Origin of the sequence: Quatrionicoccus australiensis, assembly GCF_020510425.1 — a bacterium.
GTDB lineage: Bacteria > Pseudomonadota > Gammaproteobacteria > Burkholderiales > Rhodocyclaceae > Azonexus > Azonexus australiensis_A.
Map to the genome: position 1 here is coordinate 1 of NZ_JAHBAH010000002.1, position 18,358 is coordinate 18,358.

General features: G+C 58.0%; 18 protein-coding genes and 1 pseudogene. 14 read left to right on the forward strand and 5 right to left on the reverse strand.

Features of this window, described 5'->3' with window-relative positions; all coding sequences use genetic code 11:
- The 3 genes and pseudogenes from KIG99_RS19940 to KIG99_RS19950 form a co-directional block, all read right to left on the reverse strand.
- Positions 1–878: pseudogene (locus tag KIG99_RS19940) on the reverse strand (ATP-binding protein); the annotation flags it as partial.
- Positions 875–1,537, reverse strand: coding sequence for a response regulator transcription factor (locus tag KIG99_RS19945; protein ID WP_226461873.1), 663 nt, complete (start codon positions 1,535–1,537; stop codon positions 875–877). The gene KIG99_RS19945 and the pseudogene KIG99_RS19940, both read right to left, overlap by 4 nt.
- Positions 1,537–1,854 (reverse strand): PepSY domain-containing protein, encoded by a 318-nt coding sequence (locus KIG99_RS19950; protein ID WP_226461874.1) that lies wholly within the window; start codon positions 1,852–1,854, stop codon positions 1,537–1,539. Before KIG99_RS19950 ends, KIG99_RS19945 begins: the two co-directional genes overlap by 1 nt.
- Before the next feature lie 187 nt (positions 1,855–2,041).
- Here KIG99_RS19950 and KIG99_RS19955 point away from each other — a divergent pair, with 187 nt between their 5' ends.
- The 10 genes from KIG99_RS19955 (at position 2,042) to KIG99_RS20000 (ending at position 9,622) form a co-directional block, all read left to right on the forward strand.
- Positions 2,042–2,443: a DUF1924 domain-containing protein gene (locus KIG99_RS19955; protein WP_226461875.1), complete on the forward strand. Its 402-nt coding sequence runs from the start codon at positions 2,042–2,044 to the stop codon at positions 2,441–2,443.
- 21 nt (positions 2,444–2,464) lie between these two features.
- Positions 2,465–2,956, forward strand: coding sequence for a diheme cytochrome c (locus KIG99_RS19960; protein WP_226461876.1), 492 nt, complete (start codon positions 2,465–2,467; stop codon positions 2,954–2,956).
- Between the two features lie 37 nt (positions 2,957–2,993).
- Positions 2,994–3,398, forward strand: a complete 405-nt coding sequence (locus KIG99_RS19965; protein WP_226461877.1) for a PepSY domain-containing protein — start codon at positions 2,994–2,996, stop codon at positions 3,396–3,398.
- A gap of 18 nt (positions 3,399–3,416) precedes the next feature.
- Positions 3,417–4,739 carry a ferredoxin reductase family protein gene (locus KIG99_RS19970; RefSeq protein ID WP_226461878.1) on the forward strand — a complete coding sequence of 441 codons (1,323 nt, stop codon included), beginning with the start codon at positions 3,417–3,419 and terminating at the stop codon, positions 4,737–4,739.
- A gap of 34 nt (positions 4,740–4,773) precedes the next feature.
- Positions 4,774–5,058, forward strand: a complete 285-nt coding sequence (locus KIG99_RS19975; protein ID WP_226461879.1) for a hypothetical protein — start codon at positions 4,774–4,776, stop codon at positions 5,056–5,058.
- Positions 5,059–5,126: 68 nt separating this feature from the next.
- The gene (locus tag KIG99_RS19980; RefSeq protein WP_226461881.1) at positions 5,127–6,404 is read left to right on the forward strand and encodes a 2Fe-2S iron-sulfur cluster-binding protein; all 1,278 of its coding nucleotides are present in this window, start codon (positions 5,127–5,129) and stop codon (positions 6,402–6,404) included.
- Positions 6,405–6,983: a hypothetical protein gene (locus tag KIG99_RS19985; RefSeq protein WP_226461882.1), complete on the forward strand. Its 579-nt coding sequence runs from the start codon at positions 6,405–6,407 to the stop codon at positions 6,981–6,983. It begins immediately after the preceding gene.
- The gene (locus KIG99_RS19990; RefSeq protein ID WP_226461883.1) at positions 6,980–7,729 is read left to right on the forward strand and encodes a cytochrome c3 family protein; all 750 of its coding nucleotides are present in this window, start codon (positions 6,980–6,982) and stop codon (positions 7,727–7,729) included. The genes KIG99_RS19985 and KIG99_RS19990 overlap by 4 nt, the downstream gene beginning before the upstream one ends.
- On the forward strand, positions 7,686–8,636 hold the full coding sequence (locus tag KIG99_RS19995; protein ID WP_319002422.1) for a cation diffusion facilitator family transporter: 951 nt from the start codon (positions 7,686–7,688) through the stop codon (positions 8,634–8,636). Before KIG99_RS19990 ends, KIG99_RS19995 begins: the two co-directional genes overlap by 44 nt.
- Before the next feature lie 53 nt (positions 8,637–8,689).
- Positions 8,690–9,622 (forward strand): YcjF family protein, encoded by a 933-nt coding sequence (locus tag KIG99_RS20000; RefSeq protein ID WP_226461884.1) that lies wholly within the window; start codon positions 8,690–8,692, stop codon positions 9,620–9,622.
- A 413-nt stretch (positions 9,623–10,035) separates the two neighbouring features.
- Here KIG99_RS20000 and KIG99_RS20005 read toward each other — a convergent pair whose 3' ends face one another.
- Positions 10,036–10,437, reverse strand: coding sequence for a type II toxin-antitoxin system VapC family toxin (locus tag KIG99_RS20005; protein WP_226461885.1), 402 nt, complete (start codon positions 10,435–10,437; stop codon positions 10,036–10,038).
- A 2-nt stretch (positions 10,438–10,439) separates the two neighbouring features.
- Complete coding sequence (locus tag KIG99_RS20010; RefSeq protein ID WP_226461886.1) at positions 10,440–10,715, reverse strand: antitoxin; 276 nt, start codon at positions 10,713–10,715, stop codon at positions 10,440–10,442.
- A 190-nt stretch (positions 10,716–10,905) separates the two neighbouring features.
- On the opposite strand from KIG99_RS20010, the gene KIG99_RS20015 reads away from it, so the two are divergent.
- The 4 genes from KIG99_RS20015 to KIG99_RS20030 all read left to right on the forward strand — a co-directional run bounded on the left by KIG99_RS20015 (position 10,906) and on the right by KIG99_RS20030 (position 18,348).
- Entirely contained in the window at positions 10,906–11,523 is a 618-nt protein-coding gene (locus KIG99_RS20015; RefSeq protein WP_226461887.1) for a recombinase family protein, read from the forward strand.
- A gap of 71 nt (positions 11,524–11,594) precedes the next feature.
- The gene (locus KIG99_RS20020; protein ID WP_226461986.1) at positions 11,595–14,588 is read left to right on the forward strand and encodes a Tn3 family transposase; all 2,994 of its coding nucleotides are present in this window, start codon (positions 11,595–11,597) and stop codon (positions 14,586–14,588) included.
- A gap of 154 nt (positions 14,589–14,742) precedes the next feature.
- Positions 14,743–15,321, forward strand: a complete 579-nt coding sequence (locus tag KIG99_RS20025; RefSeq protein WP_455431261.1) for a recombinase family protein — start codon at positions 14,743–14,745, stop codon at positions 15,319–15,321.
- Positions 15,322–15,381: 60 nt separating this feature from the next.
- Positions 15,382–18,348 (forward strand): Tn3 family transposase, encoded by a 2,967-nt coding sequence (locus KIG99_RS20030; RefSeq protein ID WP_153133014.1) that lies wholly within the window; start codon positions 15,382–15,384, stop codon positions 18,346–18,348.
- Positions 18,349–18,358: the final 10 nt, after the last annotated feature.

Below are 18,358 nucleotides of genomic sequence, written 5' to 3' on the forward strand. Positions count from 1 at the left end.
CGCACGGTATCGACTTGCGATGTGACCAGACGTGCCAAGTCGTCATCTCGCTTCTCGGGAGCATTGGCGGCATTGCTGAGGACACTCAGCGGTGTTTTAAGCGCATGGGCAAGGTTGCCGGCTTGCGTTCGAGCACGCTCGACCACCTCGGCGTTTTGCGCCAGCACCGTGTTGAACTCATTCACCAGCGGCATAATCTCGCTTGGGAAGGTGCCTTCCATATTTCGGGCATCTCCGTGCCTGACACGCCCAAGGGCATCCTGCATGCTGCGCAGAGGGGCAAGCCCGACAAATACTTGCATTGAGGCAGCGAACGTCAATCCCATTCCCAGTATGCCCAATGCCAACCAAAGATGGCCTTTGAAGTCTGCGATAGGTGCTGTCATCAGACTTTCATTGGCCGCAACCATCAACATCAGGGAATGTGTGTCAATGGTGACAGTACGTTCCACCACTCTTAGAGCAACGCCATGGGGGCCTTCAATCCGATGCTGATAAATTTCCCCGTCCGCCGGAGCATCGGCCGGCACAACCAGCGTCTCATCCCATAGTGAGCGGGAACGCAACACAGCCTTAACGGGTCGCTCAACCGCAGCGGTGATGCGATCGATCTGCCAATACAGACCGGACAGGGGTTTGTTGAGGCGCGGGTCGCTCGGAAGCAATCGAACTTGGGCCTGGTTCTGCTCATCGAGAATTAGTTGGGCTGTTAGCTGATCCAGATGATTCTTTAGCTCCACATCGAACTGGGCTTCGACATGCTGATGAAAGAGTTGGCCAAGCCCCCAGCCCGCAACCAGAATCGAAATGACGATCCAGACAAGTGTCCCCGCCAAAAGGCGTATGCGTAGGGAGTTACGCAGGAATGCAATTTTCATTGCGCTTTGTTGAGTCGGTAGCCCAGCCCCCGCACGGTTTCGATCAGGCCCGGCGGTAACTTCTTGCGCAAGCGCGCGATGAATACCTCGACCGTATTCGAATCACGATCGAAATCCTGCGCGTAAATATGTTCGGTCAACTCCGCACGGGAGACGATTTCACCTGGATGGTGCATCAGGTAAGCGAGAACCCGGTATTCATGGCTCGTCAGCGTCAGGGCAGTTCCATCCACGCTGGCACGGCTGCTGCGGGTATCCAGCGTTAGCGGACCGCAAACAAACTCGGTACTGGCATGGCCGCCGGCACGGCGGATCAAGGCACGAAGTCTGGCCAGCAGTTCTTCCATATGAAAGGGCTTGGTCAGATAGTCATCCGCACCGGCATCGATGCCAGCCACTTTCTCTCGCCAGGTGTCGCGTGCCGTCAGGATCAGTACCGGCAAGGTGCGCCCTGACGCACGCCATTTCTTCAGAACCGTGATGCCATCCATCTGCGGCAGACCGATGTCGAGAACGATAGCGTCGTAAGGTTGAGTCTCCCCCATAAAGTGACCATCAACCCCGTTGTGTGCGACATCCACGACATAGCCGACCGACTTGATGCCTTCAGCAAGTTGTGCTGCCAGAGTCGGTTCGTCTTCGACAACCAGAATGCGCATCAGCGAGATTCCCCTTGGCGATGCGGCTTGTCATGCTTTTCCTTGATGCCGAGGATGGTGCCGTCTCGAGCCAGGACCTTCAACTTCATCAAGATGCCTCCCTTGCGCAATAACTTGATTTCATAAACCCACTCACCTTTTTCGCGGTCAAGTTCAACCTCCATGACCTGGCCGGGATACTCGTGTTCGAGTCGATCAAGAATCGTGCGTAAAGGCAGAACATCTCCAGCCTCAACGGCTTGACGGGCACGGTCATGGTCGGGCTTGTCCGCTGCGAAGCTGACTCCCGACCCCGGCAACGCCAGCGTCATCAGCATAACAAGACTAGCCAGGGTACGACGCCATTGGGTGGTGATTCTCGACAACATCTTCAACTCCGCAGTCTTCCAGCCGGATCTTTTAGCCCTTTGAACCTGAACGTAGGATGAACAAGCGATTCAGCATTCATTCAGACGGGGTGGCGCAAAGTGCGATCCACAGTCCGATAACCGCCAGGAGAAACGCATGAAGAATATGTTGGTCGTCACCTCAGGAATTGTTGCCATGATACTCAGTACCTCCACCATTGCCAGTCCTCGCGAAGACCTGCTGGCCCAGTATGCGGCAGCCGCCAAGGTAACAAGCTTTTCAGCGGCACGCGGCCAGGCCTTGCATACGCAGAGTTCTTCCGGCGGAAAGCCTGACACACCTTCCTGCACCACCTGTCACGGCAAGGACACCCGGAGTGCCGGACGGGCCCTGACCGGCAAGACCATCGAACCGGTCGCCGTGTCCGTGACGCCAACGCGTTATACCGATCCGGCCAAGGTCGAAAAGTGGTTCAAGCGCAATTGCACCGAAGTATTGGGGCGCGAATGTACCCCGCAAGAGAAAGGTGACTGGCTCACCTTCGTGATCGGTCAGTAATCCCATTCAAAGGAGACTCCCGTGCGCATTCCCTATCGTCCGCTTGCCATCGGCCTCGTGACCTTGGCTTTTTCTGCCCTTGTATTAGCCCGTGCCCAGGCCGGTGACAGCCATTTCTTTGCCCCGGTGGCCGATCCGATCGTCAAGGAGGAATGCGGTAGTTGCCACCTGGCCTTTGCCCCCTCGATGCTCCCGGCGCGATCCTGGCAACGCATGATGGGCGAACTGGACAAGCATTTCGGCGACAACGCCAGCCTCGATCCGGCCACCGCCGAGAAGATTACGAGCTATCTCGTTGCCAATGCCGGTGATGCAGGTGGCCAGCGCTACAGCAGCAAATTGCTCAAAGGCGTTACGCCAGGTGCCGCCCCACAGCGCATCACTGAACTGCCCAAATGGGTGAGCGAACATCGCAAAGTGCCTGATTGGGAGTGGTGTCACAAGGAGGTGCGCACCAAAGCGAACTGTGTCGCCTGCCATACCGCAGCAGAGCAAGGCTATTACGAAGAATGACCATTTCAGACACTTTCCTGAGCAGGAGGATTTCACCATGCGACCATTAACCATCACGGCATTGTTTGCCACTGTTTTCTTCTCCATTTCGAGTCATGCCCAGGATGTTCGCTCTGCCAATACCGACAAAGCGAGATGGCTATCGATTCCCGAAGTGCACGCCAGATTGGAATCCGCCGGCTATCGAAATATCGAGAAGATCGAACGTGAAAGCGGCAGCTATGAGGTCAAGGCCACCGACCAGGCGGGCCGGCGGATCAAGCTGTATGTGCATGCCCAAACGGGCGAGGTCATCGATCAGCGGCAGCGTGACATCAAGCGTGACAAATACGACGGTGGCTATGCAAAAAACAATCAGCGCAATTCGGCTGACTGCAACGAACGACGCTGCCGTGATGACTTGCCCCAACCGGGAAACCCTCAACCCGCCGCTGGAAAATGATCCATCAGGAGTTCTGACATGAAAATCTTGCTCGGCTTGCTTCTCGCCATCGTTACCGTCGCCTGGGGAATGGATGTGCTTGCCACAGGTGGAAGCAATGGCGGCACTCTGCCATGGGTAATCCGGCAGGAAGCGCTCTATCTGAGTGGCCTGCTATCGATCGCTTTGATGTCGCTGGCGATGTTTTTGTCCACACGTCCCGCTTGGCTCGAAACCCCGCTGGGCGGTATGGATCGAGTCTATCGGACCCATAAATGGGCCGGCATTTTCGCGGTGAGCTTCGCCGTAGTGCATTGGCTGGTAGAGGAAATCGTCGGAGACATTCTGAAAGCGATGGTCGGACGCGAAGGCCGCATACCAAAGGAGCAATTCACCGGCTTCCTGGAAGTGATGCGCGACCTAGCGAAGGACATGGGGGAGTGGGCGTTTTATCTTGTGCTGGCGATGCTGGTCATCACCTTATGGAAGCGGTTTCCCTATAAAACCTGGCGGGTAGTGCATCAGGCAATGCCTGTGCTTTATCTGATGCTGGCGCTGCATGCAGCTATGCTCGCTCCGACAGATTACTGGACTCAACCAGTCGGCATTCTCATCGCGTTGCTTGGCGCTGCCGGAATTTATGGCGCGCTGTACTCGCTGGTGGGTCGCATCGGGAGAGCACGCCGCGCCAGCGGGACAGTGACGGCCATCGAGCAACCTTCCCCGGATGTGCTTACCGTCAAGTGCCAACTCGACAATAACTGGCGAGGTCATCGCCCTGGTCAGTTCGCATTCATTACCTTCGACGAAAAGGAGGGGGCTCACCCATTCACGATCGCCAGTGCTGATCGGGGTGATCGAAGCATCAGTTTTCAGATCAAGGCGCTCGGTGATTACACCCGCACCTTGGGTAAGCGACTGGAGGTCGGTCATGCCGTCAAGGTTGAGGGGCCTTATGGTCGCTTCGACGTGGCCCGGCAGGATTCGAGCGCCCAACAAATCTGGATTGCCGGCGGGATCGGAGTGACGCCTTTCCTGGCCTGGCTAGATTCATTACAGCAGACGCCGAACCAGGTTTCTGCGGATTTCCATTACTGCACCCGTGATCGAACCAATGATCCCTTTGTCGCTCGCCTCGAGGCAAGCTGCGTCGCGTTGCCTGGCGTACGTCTGCACATTCATGGCGCCCAACAGGGCGAAACATTGAGCGCTGCCGATGTGGCTGCTGCGCAGACCGGCTCACGCCGGTCCGAAATCTGGTTCTGCGGGCCACAAGGCTTGGCAGAAAAGCTCAAGCATGAACTCGGGCGTATCGGGCGAGGCCGGTTCAGATTCCACCAAGAAGCTTTTGAAATGCGGTGAAACCCTTGCCGATCTAACCAAAGGAAATGAAATCATGAAAACCATCTCGATCATCCTGCTTGCCTTGTCCATGACGACCGTACATGCCGCCACCCCTGAGGACCAAGCGGAATCCTGCGATCAAATCAGGGAACAGATTCAGGCGCATATTGGCATTCCAGCCAAACCGAATACCTTGTTGCTGAGCAAAGTTGGAGCAAACAAGAAATGCCGTTTCACTTCTGCCGAGGCGTATCGAGCGGCGTGGGGTGACAAGCCCTTGCCCAAGGACGATCGACGTGATCGTCGCTCCAAGGGGCGCGAGCACGAAGATGATTGAAGCGGACGTTGATTAAGGGTTCCTTAAGCTGAACGTGAAAGACTGCCAGAATAATGACGCCACCTGAAATGACCTCTGCCTCCCTGCTGCTCTGGATCGTATTGGGTATCACGCTGCAAATCGCTTTGTGGCTCGGTATCAGCTTCTGGCGGCATTGGGGCGAGTATCAGGCGCTGCGCACGGGCATGGGGGCTGATGGGGGAATGGCCGTTCCCGGTAAAGAACCTATGCCTTCGGCATCCGAGCCGGCATCTGTCGCGGCGTGGAGTGGTTTCAGGGGTTTCCGGGTCGATCGCAAGGAAATTGAAGACGGTGCCCAATCCATCTGCTCGTTTTACCTGGTACCGGAAGACAAGCAACCGCTTCCATCATTCAAACCCGGCCAGTTCCTGACATTCCGTCTCGACATACCCGCGCCCGATGGCAAGACAGAGCAGATCACTCGCTGCTACTCCTTGTCCGAAGCACCCCGCGCGGGGTATTACCGCGTCTCCATCAAGCGCGTACCCGCACCTGCCGGTGGTGCTTACCCCCCGGGCCGCTCGTCGAACTACTTTCATGACCACGTTCAGGTGGGTGACCAACTGCAAGTCCGCGCGCCTGGCGGCCACTTCCATATCGACCGCGGTGATGCACCAGTCGTCTTGATCGGTGGCGGCATCGGGATTACCCCCGTGCTGTCCATGCTCAACTGGTGTGTGGCCGAGCAACCTGGCCGGGAAGTCTGGCTCTATTACGGCTTGCGTAACAGCAGCGAACCCATCAAGCGGTCCCATCTCGAAGCGCTTGCCGCGACTTACCCGAACTTCCATCTGCGGCTATGCTTCAGTGATCCCTTGCCGGATGATCAACTTGGGCGTAACTACCACCACCATGGGCGCGTGGATGTCGCGCTATTCAGGACGGAGCTCCCCCTCAAACCCTACCACTTCTACATCTGCGGTCCCACGCCGATGATGGAAAGTCTCGTCCTGGGCCTGGAAGGCTGGGGCGTGCCGGAGAGTCGCATCCACTACGAAGCCTTTGGCCCGGCATCGATCAAGCGTTCGGCAAACCTGACAGCCGTTTTACCTGTGGCGGCAATACAAAGCGATATCGTCGTCACCTTTGCCAAGTCGGACAAACAGATTCCTTGGCAGCTGGGCATGGGGAGTTTGCTGGATTTTGCCGAGGCCAATGGGGTAAAGGTCGAGTCCAGTTGCCGGGCCGGAAGTTGCGGATGTTGCCAAACCACGATCAAAACAGGCGAAGTGGCTTACGGCCATGCGCCAGACTTTGATCCCGAACCAGGTAGCTGCCTGCTCTGCAGTTGCACCCCGAAGACCAGCGTGACTCTGGAGGCCTAGATGACCAACAACCTCTGGCGCAATCATATCCTTCCCTTTACTTTGCTGGTTGGCCTGCTCGGTGTGGCGACCTTGGTGGGCGACTATCTGCTGCATCGCTTCAATCTGGTCTGGATCGGGCGCTACCTGGGCATTCCGGGCACATTGCTCATCATCGGTTCCCTGATCTATTCGTTGCGCAAGCGCAAGATGATCACGTCGGGCAACATGAAATCCTGGCTCAGCATGCACGAAGTCGGTACCTGGCTGGGTTCTCTGATGGTCTTGCTGCATGCCGGCATTCATTTCAACGCCATCCTGCCCTGGCTGGCCACGGTGGCGATGGGTGTGAATGTCATCAGCGGCATGGTGGGCAAATTACTTCTCGGCCGTTCGCGTGAGCATGTCCTGGGAAAGCGTGACCACTACCAACTGCGGGGGTTGTCAAAAGAGGACATCGAGCGGGCAGTGTTCTGGGATGCGGTCACCCTGGATGCCATGACCAAGTGGCGCAAGGTCCACATCCCGATCTTCATCGTCTTCGCCGTTCTGGCACTGGGTCACATCATCAGCATCTTCCTGTTCTGGGGCTGGGTATGAGCCGCACACTGAAGTGGATCCTGGCCACCAACCTGATTGTGTTGTCCATTCTGGCTTTCGCCTATCCACACCTGATGGTGGGTCCCGGCAAGTTGATTCCCGGCCATGCAAAACTGGAGTCGGACTGCTTTGCCTGTCACGCCGCCTTCACCGGTGCCGAATCAGAACGCTGCGTCATCTGTCACAAGCCCGATGAGATAGGGAAACTCACCTCTGCAGGGTTGCCCGTCCAGAAACCCCTGACTTCGACACCGTTCCATCAGAAACTCATCAGTTCGGACTGTATCGCCTGCCATAGCGATCATGCCGGGGTGAAACGTTTCCGGCCGACCGGGCAGTTCAACCACCGCTTGCTGGAGAAGGCGACCCGCGACGAATGCCAGGGTTGCCACAAGTCACCCAAGGACAGTCTCCACCAGCAGATCACAGGCAATTGCAGTCAATGCCATAGCCTGGACAAATGGACGCCTGCCACCTTCGATCACACGAAGTATTTCGAACTGGATCGCGACCACAACGTTAAGTGCGCGACCTGCCATGTCCGCAACGACTACAGCCGATATACCTGCTACGGTTGCCATGAACATACCCAAGACAACATTCGCCGCAAGCACATCAAGGAGGGCATCCGCGACTTCGATAACTGCGTAGAGTGCCACAAGAATGCCGACGAACACGATATCCGAATGCCAGGAAGGGAGCGTGAGGGAAAAAGAAAGCACGGCAGAAAAAATGATGATGACTGACTCTGGCGTACCCAGTCTGCAACGCTATGCGTGGATTTCCATTGGCGCTGCAATTGCGACCATCCTGCTCAAGGGGGTGGCATGGAAACTCACGGGCTCGGTCGGCCTGCTTTCGGATGCCATCGAGTCCTTTGTCAATCTCGCGGGCGCAATCATGGCGCTGTGGATGCTCTGGCTGGCGGAACAACCTGCCGACGAGGATCACCCGTACGGACACGGTAAGGCCGAGTATTTCTCCAGTGCCTTCGAGGGTTTCCTGATTGTCCTGGCAGCCGTCAGCATAGGCTATACGGCAATCGGGCGATTCTTAAATCCCCAGTCACTCGACGCTGTCGGTATTGGATTGTTTGTTTCAGTGGTGGCCTCTGTCGTAAACCTGCTCGTGGCACGCTTGTTATTGAAGGCCGGCCGCGAGCACCAGTCCATCACATTGGAAGCCGATGCCCACCATCTGATGACCGATGTCTGGACCTCCGTCGGTGTCATCCTCGGGGTGGGGCTTGTGGCGATGTCAGGCTGGAACTGGCTGGATCCGACGATTGCCTTGCTTGTTGCCGCGAACATTGTCTGGACGGGATGGCAGTTGATGCATCGCTCAGCTTCCGGGCTTATGGACGCTGCTTTGCCGCCAGAGCAAAAGCGCCTCATTACCGAAGTCTTCGATCGCTACATCGAACAGGGCATCGCCTATCACGCCTTGCGGACACGACAGGCTGGACGACGGTCGTTCATCAGTTTCCATGCGCTAGTGCCAGGAAAATGGTCAGTTCAGGAGGCCCATGACTGGATTGAGCGAATTGAGCGTGACCTGAGGACAGCGATCCCCAACTGCCATATCACTTCCCATCTGGAGCCGATAGATGATCCATGTTCAATGGATGATCAGGCACTTGATCGGGTCAGGTAAGCCTGCCCTCGCTGGCGACCGCCTCCGCTTCTGAACTTCCCCAGGATAATCACATGACACTCAACGAACAACGTGCCATTCTCGCCCTATGCCTGCACGCAGCCTTTGCCGATGGCGTAAAGGACGATCGTGAACGCGAAGAGGTAAAACGCATTGCGGAATCACTATCCGAAGGCACCCCTGGCCTAGATATGGCCCGCCTGTATCAAGACGTCCTGCTCAAACGCCTGCCGCTGGACACGGCGGCAGGCACACTTTCCGATATCGGGCAGCGCCAGTTCGCCTACGAAATGGCAGTTTGCGTCTGCGAGGCTGACGGGCGCATGAGTCCGGCCGAACGCGCCTTCCTTGACGAACTCAAGCGTTCCCTGAATCTCGACGCTGGCCAATCCAGTGCAATCGAACAGGCGATAGATCCGATTGTTTCCGCCGCCGACTTGCCTGTGAAGCCGTTGGAACAAGTCGGCCCCCTGGATGCTGAACTGGACAAGACAATCCTCAACAGCGCCCTGCTTAACGGAGCACTCGAACTGTTACCCCCGTCCTGGGCATCGATGGCGATTATTCCGCTCCAAATCCGCATGGTGTATGGCATAGGTAAGGCTCACGGGGTCGAACTGGATCAAGGGCACATCAAGGAGTTCATCGCCGCCGCTGGAGTCGGGCTGACCTCGCAGTATCTAGAGCAGTTCGGCCGAAAGCTGCTGGGCGGCTTGCTGGGCAAGGCGGCAGGAAAGACCTTCGGGAAGATCGGTCGCGCTGCCACCGGCATGGCGTTCTCGTTCGCCACGACCTATGCGCTCGGTCAGGTGGCGAAGCGTTATTACGCCGGTGGCCGGACTATGAGTACCGCGTTGTTGCAGGATACATTCCAGAGCCTGCTGACCCCGGCCAAGGAGTTGCAGCAACAATATCTACCGCAGATCGAACAGAAGGCGCAATCACTGGACTTGGGGCAGGTAATGAATTTGGTGCGCGGAGTGTGACCCACGGATCGTTGTCTGCATCTCGAAATGTTGCAACGGTATCGGTGTCACCCAAAGAAGCTTCAAGTGAGTGCAATTTGCTGCTGATCTGAGCGATAGGTAACCGATGGATTGCCGACCGAGTTTAGCCGGGCGTCCAAGGTCCGCACTGGCCGATTAGTTCGCGTAGGCCGTCCGGCAGGTCTCCGAGTACAGCGGTCGTTCAGGCGGCTATCAGGAAAAGCCGTATGACCGCAGTTGGCCGGCTCGGGGCAGTGAGGGTGTCAATTTGATCGCCGAATACCAGACACTCACCTCGATCATCAGGCGCCCTACCTGAAGAAATTGAGATGTAACCGCGACCGGCAGGTCATGGCCGGGTGCTGTCTGTCAGCAAAGGTGGCAACCAACACAAAGCCATTGCGGGCTTCTGGCTATACCCAGTTTTCCAACATGATCGGCGCGGCGATCCGCTCGTAGTGGCGACTGTTGTTGGTAACCAAGACGGCGCCGGCAGACAATGAGTGGGCGGCGATCATCATATCCAATTCGCCGATTGGTTGCCCCGAGCTGACCAACTGGTGGCGGATGTCAGCGTACCAATCCGCCGCCTCGGCATCCCATGGCAAGACGCGAACAATCTTCAGAAACTGGCGCACCGCCAGATGCAGACGATGATCGGCCGGCAAGCGTTTCAGTCCGTATAGCAATTCGGCCCGCGTCATCACCGAGATGCAAACCATTGACGGTACGATGGCTGCCAAGCGACTCTCGATCGCGGGTGACTTTCCCTTAATGAGGTAGCTCGCCGTGTCGGTATCCAGCATGTGCAGCATGGTTAAGCGTCCACCTCATCATCGAAGACACCACGCGCTTGCGGCACGACATTCATCGGGCGTTCTGCCATGAACTCGGTGGGTACATCGACGGTGTGCAGCAACTCGAAAAATACGCCCCAAGTCTTGGCGCCGGGCCGGTTCGAGAGCACAACATCGCCGGTTGCGTCATCGCGGGTGACAAAAACCTCTTCACCTTCAAAGCGAAATTCCGCAGGAAGACGAACCGCCTGGCTGGCTCCGTTCTTGAATAGCTTTGCAACGCGCGTCTCAATCATCGTCGACTCCCGTCCAAGTGGATAATATATACGTCAGTATATACCTACGGTCAATCGATCTCAATATTCCCTGCGAACGGCCAATTTAAATAGTCAATTCATGGTCGGCCAAATAACATCGGTGTTTGTCATTATTGGCCAGGCCCTCTATAGTTAGCCAACTTCTGTATACCCATCTTGGCTAATCAATATGCAAATTGCCCGCATCTATCTCCGCGTCAGCACCGACGAACAGGATCTCACCCGCCAGACCAACATCGAGCACAGCACTAGGGCGGCCGGCTACTACGTCGCTGGCATCTACCGCGAGAAGGCGTCTGGCGCCCGCCCCGACCGGCCCGAGTTGCTGCGGATGATCGCTGACCTGCAACCCGGGGAGGTGGTTGTCGCCGAAAAAATCGACCGCATCAGCCGGTTGCCGCTCGCCGAAGCCGAGCAGCTGGTGGCCTCGATCCGCGCAAAAGGCGCGCGACTAGCCGTGCCTGGTCTGGTCGATCTGTCTGACCTGGCGGCGGAAGCCGACGGCGTAGCGAAGATCGTGCTGGAATCGGTGCAGGAACTCCTACTGAAACTCGCGCTCCAGATGGCTCGTGATGATTATGAGACGCGGCGCGAGCGGCAGCGCCAAGGCGTGCAGCTCGCCAAAACTGCCGGCAAATACTCAGGGCGGAAGGCCAACGCCGCCACCCATCAGCGCATCTTGGCCCTGCGTCGCGCCGGCCAGACCATCGCACGCACCGCTGAGCTTGCCGGGTGCAGCATCAGTCAGGTCAAGCGGGTATGGGCGCTTCATCTGGCTACGACTTAATATGCTAATGCTAGTTCGAGCGTTTTCCTCCGCCCCTCGACCCAGTCAATGTGTCCGCCAAGGAAAGCCCGGTGCCCGTCAGTTTCCTCTCCAATGAACAGCGCGAGAACTATGGCCGCTACACCGGATCGCCCTCCGCCGAGGATCTGGCCCGTTACTTCCACCTGGACGACACCGACCGCGCCTTAATCGCACAAAAGCGCGGCGAGCATAACCGGCTCGGCTACGCCTTGCAGCTCGGGACGGTGCGCTACCTTGGCACCTTCCTGGATAACCCTCTGGACGTACCGGTATCGGTGCTGCACACCTTGGCCAAACAATTGGACATCGATGCAAGGGACGACGCGGGCGCCTATCGCGCCGGAAAACAACGCTGGCAGCACGCCGGAGAAATTCGCGTCCGTTACGGCTATGTCGAGATTACCGAGCGCCAGATTGGCTTTCGCCTGACGCGTTGGCTGTATGCGCTATGCTGGACCGGCACAGACCGGCCGAGCGTATTGTTCGATCGATCCACCACCTGGCTGGTGACGCACAAGGTCTTGCTGCCCGGCTGTAGCACCCTGGAGCGCTATATCGCCCGCCTGCGTAGCCGGGTGGAGGATCGATTGTGGCGCACGTTGGGCCGGGGCATCAGTAGCGAGCAGCAGGCAAGGCTGGAAAGCCTGCTGGCCGTTCCGGCCGGCAGTCGTAACTCGCAGCTTGACCGCTTGCGCACCGGGCCGGTATTGATCAGTAGCTCATCGTTGGTGGTGGCCCTGCTGCGGCTACACTCGGTACGCGAATTGGGCATCAAGCTGCCGGAGACAGCACATATCCCGGCAACCCGAGTAGCAGCTTTGGCCCGGTTCGCTGGCGCGGCCAAGGCCAGCGCCATCCTTCGCTTGCCGAATTGCCGTCGGCTGGCCACGCTGGTCGCCTTCGTCCACTGCCTGGAAGCCGCCGCGCAGGACGACGCCCTGGAAGTGCTGGAAGCGCTATTGCGTGAGATGTTCGGTGATGCGGTCAAGGCGGACAAGAAGGCGCGCCTGCGCACGCTGAAGGATCTCGACCAGGCGGCGGCAACCTTGGCCAGCGCCTGCCAAATGGTGCTCGACGGGAATCTGCCCGATGCAGAACTGCGCACCAAATTGTTTGAAAAAATTCCGCGCGACATGCTCACGAAGGCGCTCGATGGCGTCAACGCCCTGGTCCGCCCTGCAGACAACGTGTTCTATCAGGAGCTGGACGCCAAGTACAAGACGGTACGGCGCTTCCTGCCAACGCTGGTCGAGCACGTCAGCTTTGGCGCCAATACCGCTGGTGGTCCGGTCGTTGCCGCCTTCGACTGGCTACGGGCCAACATGGTGCGCAAGAAGCCAGGCAATGACGCGCCGCGCGATGTGATTGGCAAATCGTGGCGGCGTCATGTGCTGCGCGAGGACGGCACTGTCGATTTCCACGCCTATACCTTTTGCGTCCTGGACGAGCTGCACATCGCGCTACGTCGGCGCGACGTGTTCGTAACGCCGAGCTGGCGCTACGCCGATCCTCGGGCCGGCCTGCTCGATGGCAGTGAGTGGGAAGCCACCCGGCCGATTATCTGTCGGACCCTGGGGCTGTCGGCCAGCCCCGACCCGACGTTGACGGCCCTGGCCGCAGAGCTTGACCGCACCTACCGCGCCGTCGCGGCCAGACTGCCCGACAACCCGGCGGTGCGGTTCGATAAGACCGGCGACAAGCACGATCTGGTGCTCAGTCCACTCGACAAGATGGAAGAACCGGCCTCGCTGCTTGCCCTACGGGAGACTGTGGCCGGCATGCTGCCGCGTGTAGACCTACCTGAACTGATTCTGGAAGTCGCAGCACGTACCCGCTTCACGGACGCCTTCACTCACATTTCAGAACGCACGGCTCGCGCCACCGACCTGCACGTCAGCCTGTGCGCAGTGCTGATGGCCGAAGCCTGTAATACCGGCTTGGAGCCGCTGATCCGTGGCGACGTGCCGGCACTGAAGCGCGACCGGCTGTCTTGGGTGGACCAGAACTACCTCCGCGACGACACGCAGGTGGACGCTAACGCGTTACTGGTCGCGGCACAAAGCCATCTGGCGCTCGCCAGTTTGTGGGGTGGCGGCGAGGTGGCCTCCGCCGATGGCATGCGCTTCGTTGTGCCGGTGCGCACGGTGCACGCCGGCCCCAACCCGAAATACTTCGGCATCGGTCGGGGCGTCACCTGGTACAACCTGATCTCCGATCAGTTTTCCGGCCTGAACGACATCACCGTTCCCGGCACGCTGCGCGACAGTTTGATCCTGCTGGCCGTAGTGCTTGAACAGCAGACCGACCTCCAACCAACGCAGATCATGACCGACACCGGCGCCTACAGCGATGTGGTCTTCGGCCTGTTTCGCCTGCTTGGCTATCGTTTTAGTCCGCGCCTAGCCGACGTTGGCGGGACGCGCTTCTGGCGGATCGACCAGCAGGCCGATTACGGTCTGCTTAATTCGATCTCGGCACATCATCTCAGCTTGCACAAGATTGAGCCGCACTGGGATGACATGCTGCGCCTGGTTGGCTCGCTTAAGCTTGGCCGGGTGCCGGCGACAGGCATCATGCGTACGCTCCAGGTCGGTGATCGGCCGACCCGGTTGGCGCAAGCCATCGCCGAGTTTGGCCGGATCGACAAGACGCTACACACGCTGACCTATATCGACGACGAAGCCAAGCGCCGGGCCACGCTGACCCAACTCAATCGTGGCGAAGGCCGGCATAGCGTTGCCCGGGCCGTCTTCCACGGCAAACGCGGCGAGTTGCGCCAACACTACCGCGAAGGTCAGGAAGATCAGTTGGGTGCGCTCGGCCTGGTGCTCAACATGATCGTGTTGTGGAACACGATCTACATGGAGGAAGCCCTAAACCAACTACGCGTGAGCGGTTTCCCGGTGCGGGACGAAGACGTGGCACGGCTGTCGCCGCTGCAACACGAACACATCAATATGCTGGGGCGTTATTCGTTTTCAGTACCGGAGGCGGTGGCCAAGGGTGAATTGCGGCCCCTGCGCAATCCTGCGGACGGCGAATAGATTGAGGACGTGGATGGGTCAATGACGACGGATGCCTTGACAGCAGCGCAGCAGCGGACGGCAATGCATTGACGCGTCATGCTAAGCGCTTAACGGTATTTTCCGTTCCACTGCGCCTCAGACCCCTGTATCGACCGCGGAACAGGATACTGCCTTGCAGACGGATGCGCTTCGCAAGGCCGGATGCGAGCGCATATTTGAGGACACGGTTTCCGGTTCTACATCGGAACGGCCCGGCCTGTCATCGGCACTGGCGTTCCTGCGTGAAGGTGATGTTCTTGGGGTTTGGCGACTTGATCGGCTGGGCCGTTCCTTGCCTCATCTGATCGAGGTTGTCGCCGGACTGGAGGCGCGTGGTGTGGGATTTCGCTCCCTGACCGAAGCCATCGACACCACGACACCCGGCGGTCGCCTCATCTTTCACGTATTTGGCGCGCTCGGACAATTTGAGCGCGATCTGATCCGTGAGCGCACCAAGGCAGGTTTGTCCGCCGCCGCTGCACGTGGCCGCAAGGGAGGGCGAAAGCCCGTGGTGACGGACGAGAAATTGCAGAAGGCCAGGATGCTACTAGCTCAAGGGCTCAACGTTCGCGAGGCCGCGCTACGACTCAAGATTGGAAAGACTGCGCTTTACGTGGCATTAAGCACTACACAGCCAGCACCCAAGGATAGCAGCGCCCCGACTTCTGAAAATGACACTCGCGCTGGCCCGCCTGGCACACATGTAAGCTGAGAATTCGGCATCAGCCGGGAAACGCTCTACCAATATTTGCGGACAACAACCGAATAACCCATGCCACGCCGATCACTCTTGACGACCGTCCAACAGGAAGCGCTGTTTGCCTTCCCTGGCTCCGATGTGGAGATTGCGCGGTATTACACCTTCGATGAGCGCGATCTGTCGATCATTCGCCAGCGGCGTGGGGCGCATAACCGGATCGGCTTCGCTGTTCAACTGTGCTACCTGCGCTACCCCGGCTACGCGATGGCCGCCGATACCACGCCGCCGGATGCCCTTCTGTCGCATGTATCGCGGCAGTTGCGCATCAATCCGGCAGCATGGGCCGAATATGCTCAGCGCGACGAGACCCGGCGCGAACATGCGCTCGAATTGCAGGCGGCATTTGGCTATCGTCCGTTCTCTACCGGGGAATACCGGAAGCAACGCGGCACGTTGACGGAACTGGCGCTCCAGACAAACAAAGGGATGGTGATCGCCGAGCAGTTGATTGAAATACTGCGCAAGCACCACATCATTTTGCCGCCCGCAGGAGTCATCGACCGTTTATGCGCGGAAGCATTGGCGCGTGGCACGCGCTTGTTCTACCAACGATTGACGGATGAATTGGACGCCACACATCGCAAACAACTGGACAAGCTGCTCACGCCACGCGATGACGTGCGCACCATTGTATTGACCTGGCTGCGCCAGCCGCCCGGCGAAGCGAAGGCAAGGCGCATCCTGCTGCATCTTGGTCGCCTTGATGCCATTCGTGAGGTCGGCTTGCCGGTCGGTCTTGATAAAATGGTGCATCAAGGCCGACTGACGCAATTGGCCCGCGAAGGGACGCAGATGAGTATTCAACATCTGCGCGATCTGGAAGCAACGCGCCGGCACGCGACACTGGTGGCCATGCTGATCGATACCCAGGCTACCGTCATCGACCAGATACTGGATTTGAACGACAGGATCATCGGCAAGATGTTCTCCGATGCGAAACGCAAGCATGCGGAATCGTTCCACAACAAGGGCAAGGCGATCAACGACAAGGTGCGGCTGTATTCGCGTGTGGGCCATGCACTGATTGATGCGCGCAAGACCGGCACCAATCCGTTTACGGCAATCGAAGCGGTCATCCCCTGGGAGACCTTCACGCAAAGCATCACGGAAGCAGAAAAGCTGGCGCAGCCGGAATCGTTCGATCATCTTCATCTAATCGAGGAGGGTTATAGCCAGGTGCGGCGCTATTCGCCCCGTTTGCTGGAAGCGTTCGCGTTCAAGGCAGCACCGGTCGCGCAAAAGGTGCTGGACGGTATCGACACGATCAAAGCCATGAATGCGGCTAACGCCCGGTCGATGCCGAAAGATGCACCGGTCGAATTCATCAAACCACGCTGGGAACAATATGTCGTGAAAGATGATGGCATTGACCGCCGCTTCTATGAACTGTGCGCATTGTCCGAACTGAAAAATGCGTTACGGTCGGGCGATGTATGGGTGCCAGGTTCGCGGCAGTTCAAGGACTTCGAGGAATACCTTTTGCCACCAAACCGATTTGCGGCGCTGCGCAATGCGGGCGATTTGTCGCTGGCAATCGACACCGATGGCGAACGCTATCTGCAGGACCGACTGGCGCTACTCAAAGAGAAATTGGTTGAAGTGAACCGCCTGGCCGCTGCCGGTGAATTGCCTGACGCAGAAATCGCCAACGAATTGTTAAAGATCAAGCCACTGACCAAAAGCGTACCGGAAGAAGCGGAACGGCTTGAAGAACACATTTTTGGCGTGATGCCTCGCCCCAAGATTACCGAACTGCTGCTTGAGGTCGATCAATGGACGGACTTTACCCGGCACTTTACGCACCTGCGCACCGATGCGCTGCCCAAGGACAGGTCGGCATTGCTGACAGTGATCCTGGCCGACGCCATCAACCTGGGGCTGACAAAAATGGCGGAGGCATGTCCGGGAACGACGTTCAACAAACTTGATACCGTGCGCGCCTGGCACGTTCGTGATGAATCGTATTCAAAAGGGTTGGCCGAATTGGTCAACTACCAGCATCGATTGCCGTTCGCGTCGCATTGGGGCACGGGCAAGACTTCTTCATCGGATGGTCAGAACTACAAGGTTGGCGGTCGTGGCGGGCAAACCGGACAGGTCAACTTACGGTACGGTTCAGATCCCGGAATCAACTTCTATACGCATATTTCCGACCAATACGCGCCGTATCACATCAAGGCCATCACCTCAACAATACGCGACGCGACGCATGTGCTGGATGGTTTGCTGTACCACGAATCGGAACTGAACATCGAGGAACACTATACGGACACCAACGGCTTTACCGATCACATATTTGCATTGTGCCCGCCACTTGGCTTCCGCTTCGCACCCCGTATTCGTGACCTCAAGGACAAGAACCTGTTCGTACCCGATGACCCGAAGAATTACCCGGCGCTGGCGAACTTTCTTGGTGAAAAAATCAATCAGAAAATTATTCTGACGCAATGGCAGGAATATCTGCGCCTGGTCACGTCAATCAAACAAGGCACCGTGACAGCATCGCTGATGTTGCGCAAGCTTGCCAGCTATCCACGACAAAACGGCCTGGCGCTTGCACTGCGCGAAATTGGGCGCATCGAGCGCACTATTTTTGCGCTGGACTGGCTGCTCGACCCGCGCTTGCGCCAGCGCGTGACTGCCGGCCTGAACAAGGGTGAGGCGAAAAACACATTGGCTCGCGCCGTATGCTTCAACCGGCTTGGCGAAATCCGGGATCGCACCTACGAGCTTCAACGTCACCGAGCCAGTGGCCTCAATCTGGTTGTGGCGGCGATTATCTTGTGGAATACGGTCTACTTGGAACGGGCAGTCAACGCGATGCGTGCCCAGGAATATCCCATTGATGAGGCGTTGCTCAAGCATGTTGCGCCGATTCACTGGAACCATATCAATCTGACTGGCGACTACGCCTGGAAACAGCATCGGAGGGTCGAGAAAGGCGGATTCAGGCCGTTACTACCAATTCCAAAGGCTTAACGTACTTTAA